4 protein-coding genes are annotated in these 6,931 nt (G+C 37.4%); all 4 read right to left on the bottom strand.

From position 1 onward, the window contains the following. Positions 1-248 precede the first annotated feature (248 nt). The 4 genes from H4J62_RS09305 to pulA all read right to left on the bottom strand — a co-directional run bounded on the left by H4J62_RS09305 (position 249) and on the right by pulA (position 6,799). Positions 249-992 (bottom strand): MBL fold metallo-hydrolase, encoded by a 744-nt coding sequence (locus tag H4J62_RS09305; RefSeq protein ID WP_182214123.1) that lies wholly within the window; start codon positions 990-992, stop codon positions 249-251. A gap of 409 nt (positions 993-1,401) precedes the next feature. After that, positions 1,402-2,301, bottom strand: a complete 900-nt coding sequence (locus tag H4J62_RS09300) for a prenyltransferase (RefSeq protein ID WP_182214121.1) — start codon at positions 2,299-2,301, stop codon at positions 1,402-1,404. Positions 2,302-2,493: 192 nt separating this feature from the next. Next, positions 2,494-3,393 (bottom strand): 1-acyl-sn-glycerol-3-phosphate acyltransferase, encoded by a 900-nt coding sequence (locus tag H4J62_RS09295; RefSeq protein WP_182214119.1) that lies wholly within the window; start codon positions 3,391-3,393, stop codon positions 2,494-2,496. Between the two features lie 598 nt (positions 3,394-3,991). Next, entirely contained in the window at positions 3,992-6,799 is a 2,808-nt protein-coding gene (gene pulA, locus H4J62_RS09290; RefSeq protein WP_182214117.1) for a pullulanase-type alpha-1,6-glucosidase, read from the bottom strand. Between the last annotated feature and the right edge of the window lie 132 nt (positions 6,800-6,931).

Below are 6,931 nucleotides of genomic sequence, written 5' to 3'. Positions count from 1 at the left end.
AAGGCTTTTCGAACGGTTTGACTACAAATATGATAATACGGCGTATCAGATAAACTAATTTGTTGTGAACGAGGCTTTGGCATAACTATCACCACACTTATAAGAGGGTAAATTAAGTGTAGTTTATTGTTGGAAAATTGAACGGTTTATTATGGGTGGCTTAATGGGGGATATTGAAAAAACAAACAGGTTATTATGGGTGGCTTAATTGGGGATATTTCTGTGTGACTAAATAATACCTTATAAAGCTATGTAAATATTTTTCGCAGTTTAGCTTTAACAGAGCGCCAATGAGTTAAAGGTAAATCTGGAGCTTTGGACAAGAGGTGTTGGTAGTCATCATCGCTAAGTTGAACCTCACCGCCATGCGCAAGCAAAATGGATTTAGGTTGAAGATTATGTAATTTAGTCAGTGAGCTTTTATAGCGATTGGGATAAAAAACGGGAAAAGGCGGAATAAATCGTCCTTTTACTTCCACCATTAGATCAGCTACATAAATAAGTTGACTTGGTTGGTGTAGCAAAGAGATATCTCTGTCGGTATGCCCTTGAGTATAAATGACTTGCCATTCAGCAAAGCCGGGTAAAACTTCACCATCATTTATTTTTATGTCGGGCTTTAATTTGGAGGAGTACCAAAGGTTTTTTGCTGGTTTATTTTTACGTTTCGCAACCCAGCGAGTTAATGCCATATCGGTCAAGTGCATTAATAATCCGTCTACACCTGTGTACCAATGCCCAGAAACATTAGCAATGGCAATTTTACAACCAGTTTTTTTTCTCAATACATGAGCTGCTCCAGCATGATCTGGATGCATATGTGTGACGACTATGAGTTTAAGGTCCGAAAATGGACGTTGTAATTCTTCTGTTATAAAAGTCTGAATGGTTTCGACATCTGCACGGCAGCAACCATCGAGTAACAATAATTTTTCAGAATATTCTACGAGGTAAATAGATTGAATATAGCCTTCAATTTGGTGCAATTTCATTTTATAAAGATCATTAGTTTTTTGTTGTTTACTTATAACAAGCTTGATCCATAAATTCAAACGCTCGTTTTAATCTTTATTTAATGCCACGGCACAAATACAGTCATCCCAATGCAACATAGTGACGCCGGCAATGGTGGCATTTTGCCAGTCAGGTTATTCGATTAATTGGTAATATTTATAGTCAAACAATGCGTCTTTTTATCTGTGGGGAAAGTCCGCTGCCGTATCAGATAAGACAGTTTTGGTACTGATTAGGGTGTTAGGAAAGGTCTTTTTTTGGCAACTACTGCCCTTAGAGTTATATTTTAGAAGTTAGCTATTTCAGCGTTTGATTAAATTTTTTGAAAGGTATATTCGGTGCTTAAACGTAATAACTTCAGTTTCCAACGTTATTCAACTTCTACAATTAGTTAAGGAAAACGGTGATTGCTATCGTTAATGGTGTCAGTAATGCACAACTAACATTGTAAGCAAGGTATATAGGGTGTTGACCAATGTTTTCTTTAAATTTTATTGCACCATATAAAGCGACAAAGGCCAATGCCAGTGGAATAAACGCCATTGCACTTAGTGTTGGTAATAGCTTTTGGCTAATAAAAAAGCCAAGTAATAACGTTGAGAACACCGAAAAGATGAAAAAAATGGTGTTGCTTGCTTTTATGCCAAAGGCAATAGGAAAATGATTTCGACCAATACTTTTATCAGCATCAATATCAGGATATTGGTTTAAAAGTAATAAGTTGTTAATAAGAAAAAAAGGGATCAAACCTATTAGCCAAGGTGTTGTTGAAAAATGGCCAGATAAAATAACTTGGGTACCTGCCACCATCAGTAAACCAAAACAAAGACCAGGGGCAACTAAACAGATAATGGGCCATTTATTAATCCACTTTGTGTAACTAATAATAATGGCTAATCCAAGTAATCCCATCGGCACTAAGGCAATTACTGCTACGCCATAAAGGGTGACGAAATAAACACCAATCAGAAAGGTTAAAAGGGTTGTGACAATCGCGGCTCTTTTTACCCCAGGAAGTAACTCTGGATGCTGAGATAATAAACCGCTACCACCGCTAAAGGGGGTTCTAATTGTTTTCAGATCTAATCCGCTGACGTAGTCTTGATATTCATTAATGGTATTAACCGCAATGTGCGCAGAGATCGCCCCTAAAAAGGCAATGGCTAATACGGCATAATCAACCGCACTTTGTTCCATATAACTAATACTAGCACCCAGAAAAACACAAATAGGGGCTAATATTAAGAAAGGTAGGCGAAATGAAGGAATAATAGCGGTTAGTGTCATGTTTATTTATTATCCTTTATCTAGATAGTAAAATATTAGCGAAAAGTCTTTTATGTTCAAAGTTATTGGCGTTGAAGGCGTTATCAAGCCTTCAACGTGTTACTAAACCAAATTAACGTAACTAATAAGACTTAATAACGACAGGCATTAATTTTTAGATGGTTGGTAATAAGCACTCTTCGTAGTCATCGTTTATCCGTTAGGTATAACAAGTGAGTCATCTTGCGAATACAAATGTAAATAACAGCCTTTGCCCGCTAGAGTTAACCGGTAGGTAATTTCAGCTCTTTCTAAAAATCCTTGTTCAACAAGCCCGTTATCAATTAAAAAATCGAACATTGTATTCGACAGTTCACCCATTTTTGCTTTTGCACTTATTTCCATTTTAGTCGCAACACCTTTAATAGAGTTAATGGCGTAAAGTGCACGAATAATTGCCGCTTCTTTATCACCTATGCTTGGCATGGCTCCTTGATAAGGGGGAAATTGTTTGGTGGGATATTTTCCATAAACACTTTTATAAGAGGCTTGCATCGCTTGAATATCATCGTCTTTATTATTGGTCAGTTTAAAGATGTGAAAAACACCTGTTTCTTTACTGAGGTAATCGACTTTGGCTAAAAAAATGGGTAATCCACATCCTTGAGCAACATGGTAAAAGCCTGTTTTCCATTTTGCTACTCCACCTCTTGTACCTTCTGGAGTAAATAAGAAAAATACTCGTTTACCTTTTTGTGTTTCAATAAATTGCTTGATTTGTTCAACTTGCCCTAAGCCTGTAGATGAACGATCAATAGGCATAGCGCCAAGGTACATCAACCAACGACCTAAAAGAGGTATGCGGCACATGCTGTCTTTAATAGAAAAATATATTTTCACATCTTGCAATATCGCAGCGCCAAGCGCATAAACAAAATCCCAATTCGATGTGTGCGGTGCTGCAATAGTAATACCAGCACCTTCGGGAGTGGCTGTGCATAATTTCCAGCCCGAAATTTTAAACCAAAAACTAAAAACGAATTTTAAAATGTATTTACTAAAAATACCGTCAAAGATTGTTTTTTCACGGATACGAAGATTTTTTCTGGCCATAGTCATATAGTATTTAATGAGTAGTTAATATTTAATAATAGCATATTATACAGTTTATTTGACGCGATAGATCAATATATGAGGTGGTAGTTTTATTCATCAAAATACCGCTAAAATACTGTTTTAGGTTACAGTAAAAGATAGTATTTCCTTGTGTTCACCATCTGTTCAAAAGAAAACTTATCGTAAATTAATATCGTAAATAAATTGTTATTAAGTCGACGTGTTTTTTACGATGAGTATAACGAGCAGATAGTGCGACAAGTTATAAGGGCTAAACCGCACAAAAAATAAAATAGATAAACCGATAAACATCCAAGTTGATAATTTCAATTTTTACTTCTTCTAAAGTCATCTCATCGCGTTCATCGGCTAAGATTGGAGTAGCCACAGTAGCCACACTTGCTACAACATCAGCCACATTTATTAGGTCATATTTAAATTTTGACTCAAGGCTCACTACATTTAAAGTTTATTGTTGATATACACTGAGAGGGTTGCTCTAGGCGGGATTTTTTTAAGGCGAGAAGTAGGGCTAGTAAGACTTTACTTTATGATTAAGTAAATAAAATCATTACTAGCCGCTAACGATAGCGCACTATTGCTCTTTGATAAAAACACTGGTGGTTAGTGCTGGAACAAAAAAGCTGTTTTCATCGCTACTACTCTCTTTAACAACACTATCAACGCCCTGTTGTTGAATAGGGTGCAATTGATATTGTGCTGCCTCTTTAAAAGGGATTGTTTTAGCGGTGGTGCTAGTATTAAAAATAACAACGAGCGCTGATATCTCAGCATCTACTTTCTGATATTTTTCGGCATCATCGATGCTCATCACAATTAAGCCAATTTGTTGTGCTTTACCGGTATTGTGAAATTTTACACGCTCTATTATTTGTTCACTGTTGGTAAGACGAAAAAGGGGGGTACTCATGCGCAGACTAATAAACTCTTTAAACACTTCTGCACTAAACTCGATGTCAGTTGGGCTAACAATATCTCGCCCTTCATTTTTTGCTAGAACTTTTTTAATCAGTGGCCAGTTTGCTTGGTCTTTATCTGCTGGCGGTAAACCAACATTATAATTATTGCTTTGCTTGGTAAAATCGACTTTATTAAACCAATCACCATAGTCGTAACTGTCGCGTAAAAATGACTTCGAACGTAAAAACTCTGATCCCATATGTAAGAATGGAATGCCCTGTGCGAATATAGCAAAGGACAGTGATTGTAAGTGAATACGTACGCGATCTTTTGTTGAGGTATTAAAAGGTAAGCGGTATTGATTATTGTCCCATAATGTTTGGTTATCGTGCTTAGATACATAGTTAATGGTATCGGCAGGGTCTAGTGCATAACCGGTTGGTTGGTCACCATAAGGAATTTCTTTACCGGTAACGTGTTTATCTTGAGCATTTTTAAGAGGGAAGTTAGCTAAATTAGCGGCTAAACCAATACGTAATTGATCTGCGGCGAGTAGATAAGCTTTTCTTGATTCGACTCGATCCACTAATTCATTAGGCATAGTGCTTAAACCACTGCCGATACCTTGGCTTTTACGAATATCATCGCCACTGGCGCTAAAGGCTCCACCGCGAACTGCATCGCGTAAACGGTCGGTAAAGGTACCGATTTCTGTGCCAGCCAATGCTAATTGGCTAGCTTGCGTAAAGCGCTGATTATTCGCTACCTCACCAAAATTCCAACCTTCGCCATAAAAGTAGGTGTCTTTATCAACCGCTTGTACTGCTTTTTTGGCTTTAAGCATCGCTGATTTGGGTTGGTGTGCCATAAGGTCGAAGCGAAAGCCGTCAATTTTGTAGTCTCTTGCCCAAACAACTAATGAGTCTGTCATTAACTTTTCCATCATGACATTTTCTGTGGCAGTGTTATCACAACAGGTTGATTGTGCGATTTTTCCGCTGATAGGGTCAAGACGATGATAATAATTAGGGACAATTTTATCAAGCACAGCCGTTGGCGCTAGCCCTGCTTGATGAGTATGGTTATAAACGACATCCATGATGACGCGAAAGCCTAGATTATGAATACTTTGTACCATTTGACGAAATTCAATAATACGTGCTGAGCCTTCAGGGTTTTGAGCGTAACTGCCCTCTGGAACAGTATAATGGAAAGGATCGTAGCCCCAATTGTAATTATCAATTTCTCTAAGAGAACTGACTATCGCTTGGCGCTCCTGTGTTGCAGAGGGAAGTGTTTCTAAATATTCTTGTATCGTCATTTCTTGGTCTTCGAGCCGACAAAGCTTATGTTCGGGCACGAGTTGGCAAAGTTTGCTAATAGGATTATTTAGATCAATAACTTGTGTGTCATTTTCGTTAGCGGTACCAATATCAAAGGTGGGCAGTAGATGAATATTGTTAATACCTGCTTTTTGTAGATCCTTAAAGTGTTTAATGCCAGCGCTATTTTTTTCGCTGAAAGCGGCGTACTTTCCACGAACAGCAGGTGATGAAAGTTGCGGATCGTGGGCACTAAAATCACGAATGTGGGTTTCATAAAAAATATTATCTTCAGGGTTCTTAATTAAAACATCTTGCTGTAATTCCCAGCCATTAGGTTTGTTTTTTGAGTCGTCTAAATTGATAACATGTGAATATTCACTATTTGTTGAAAGGCTTAAGGAATAGGGATCTGTGGTGGTTAATGTTTCAATTTTATCGCTAGCCGGGTGATATATTGTCAGCTGATATTGGTAGTAGACTTCTTGTTGAGTATTAATAACTGCACCAGACCAAATACCGGTATTGCTATCTTCTTTAAGTGGCACAACATGCGTCGCTTGCTTGTCTTTATTAAACGCTAATAAGGTTACCTGTTTTGCGGTCGGTGCCCACAGTGCAAACTCAATAGAATCTTTACTGAGAGTGGCCCCTAAATTATTTAGCTCATTAGCGTCGTTACTTTGTGAGGTAAACAAAACATCCAATAATTGAGCTGTTTGTACCTGTGCTGTGTGTTTTGAATTTGTGCCCTTGCTTGCAGAACTGACATATATTTTATTTTTCAGTGCTTTTTTAATCTTATTAGTAGCCAGCTTTACCTCAAATACATTAAATGAACGTAAATGTTTGGGGATAAGCAGACGATTTATTTCTCCTGTGAAGGGCGTAAGTGTGGCTTTTTCAATATGTCCGCCATCATCAAAAGTTAACGTATGTTGTTGATGTAAATTATCTTCAGGTAATAAAAGCAGTTCTGGGGTCAGCCAATGTGCAGAAAAGTCTTGGCTTACTAAAGGGGAAACTGCTGCTGACTTTACGCTCGTTTCTGTAAGCTGGGTTCTTGTTGGTATACTTTGATCATGCTGACATGAGCTTAGACATGTCGTGGTGATAATGATTAGGCTTAATTGTCGAAAACGAGCTAAAGAAATACGCATAAGGATAAATAACAAAGTAAATTAATGATGTTAATAAGTTACGCATTTATCAGCAATATAAACAGTTTATTCTAATTTTTACATACGTATTCAGCCAATCTGCTGACAAGTTATTTTACCCATAAAAAAGCG

The sequence above is a fragment of the Colwellia sp. BRX8-5 genome, from assembly GCF_014077325.1.
Classification (GTDB): Bacteria; Pseudomonadota; Gammaproteobacteria; order Enterobacterales; family Alteromonadaceae; genus Colwellia_A.
This window is presented reverse-complemented; position numbering and strand designations above follow the sequence as displayed.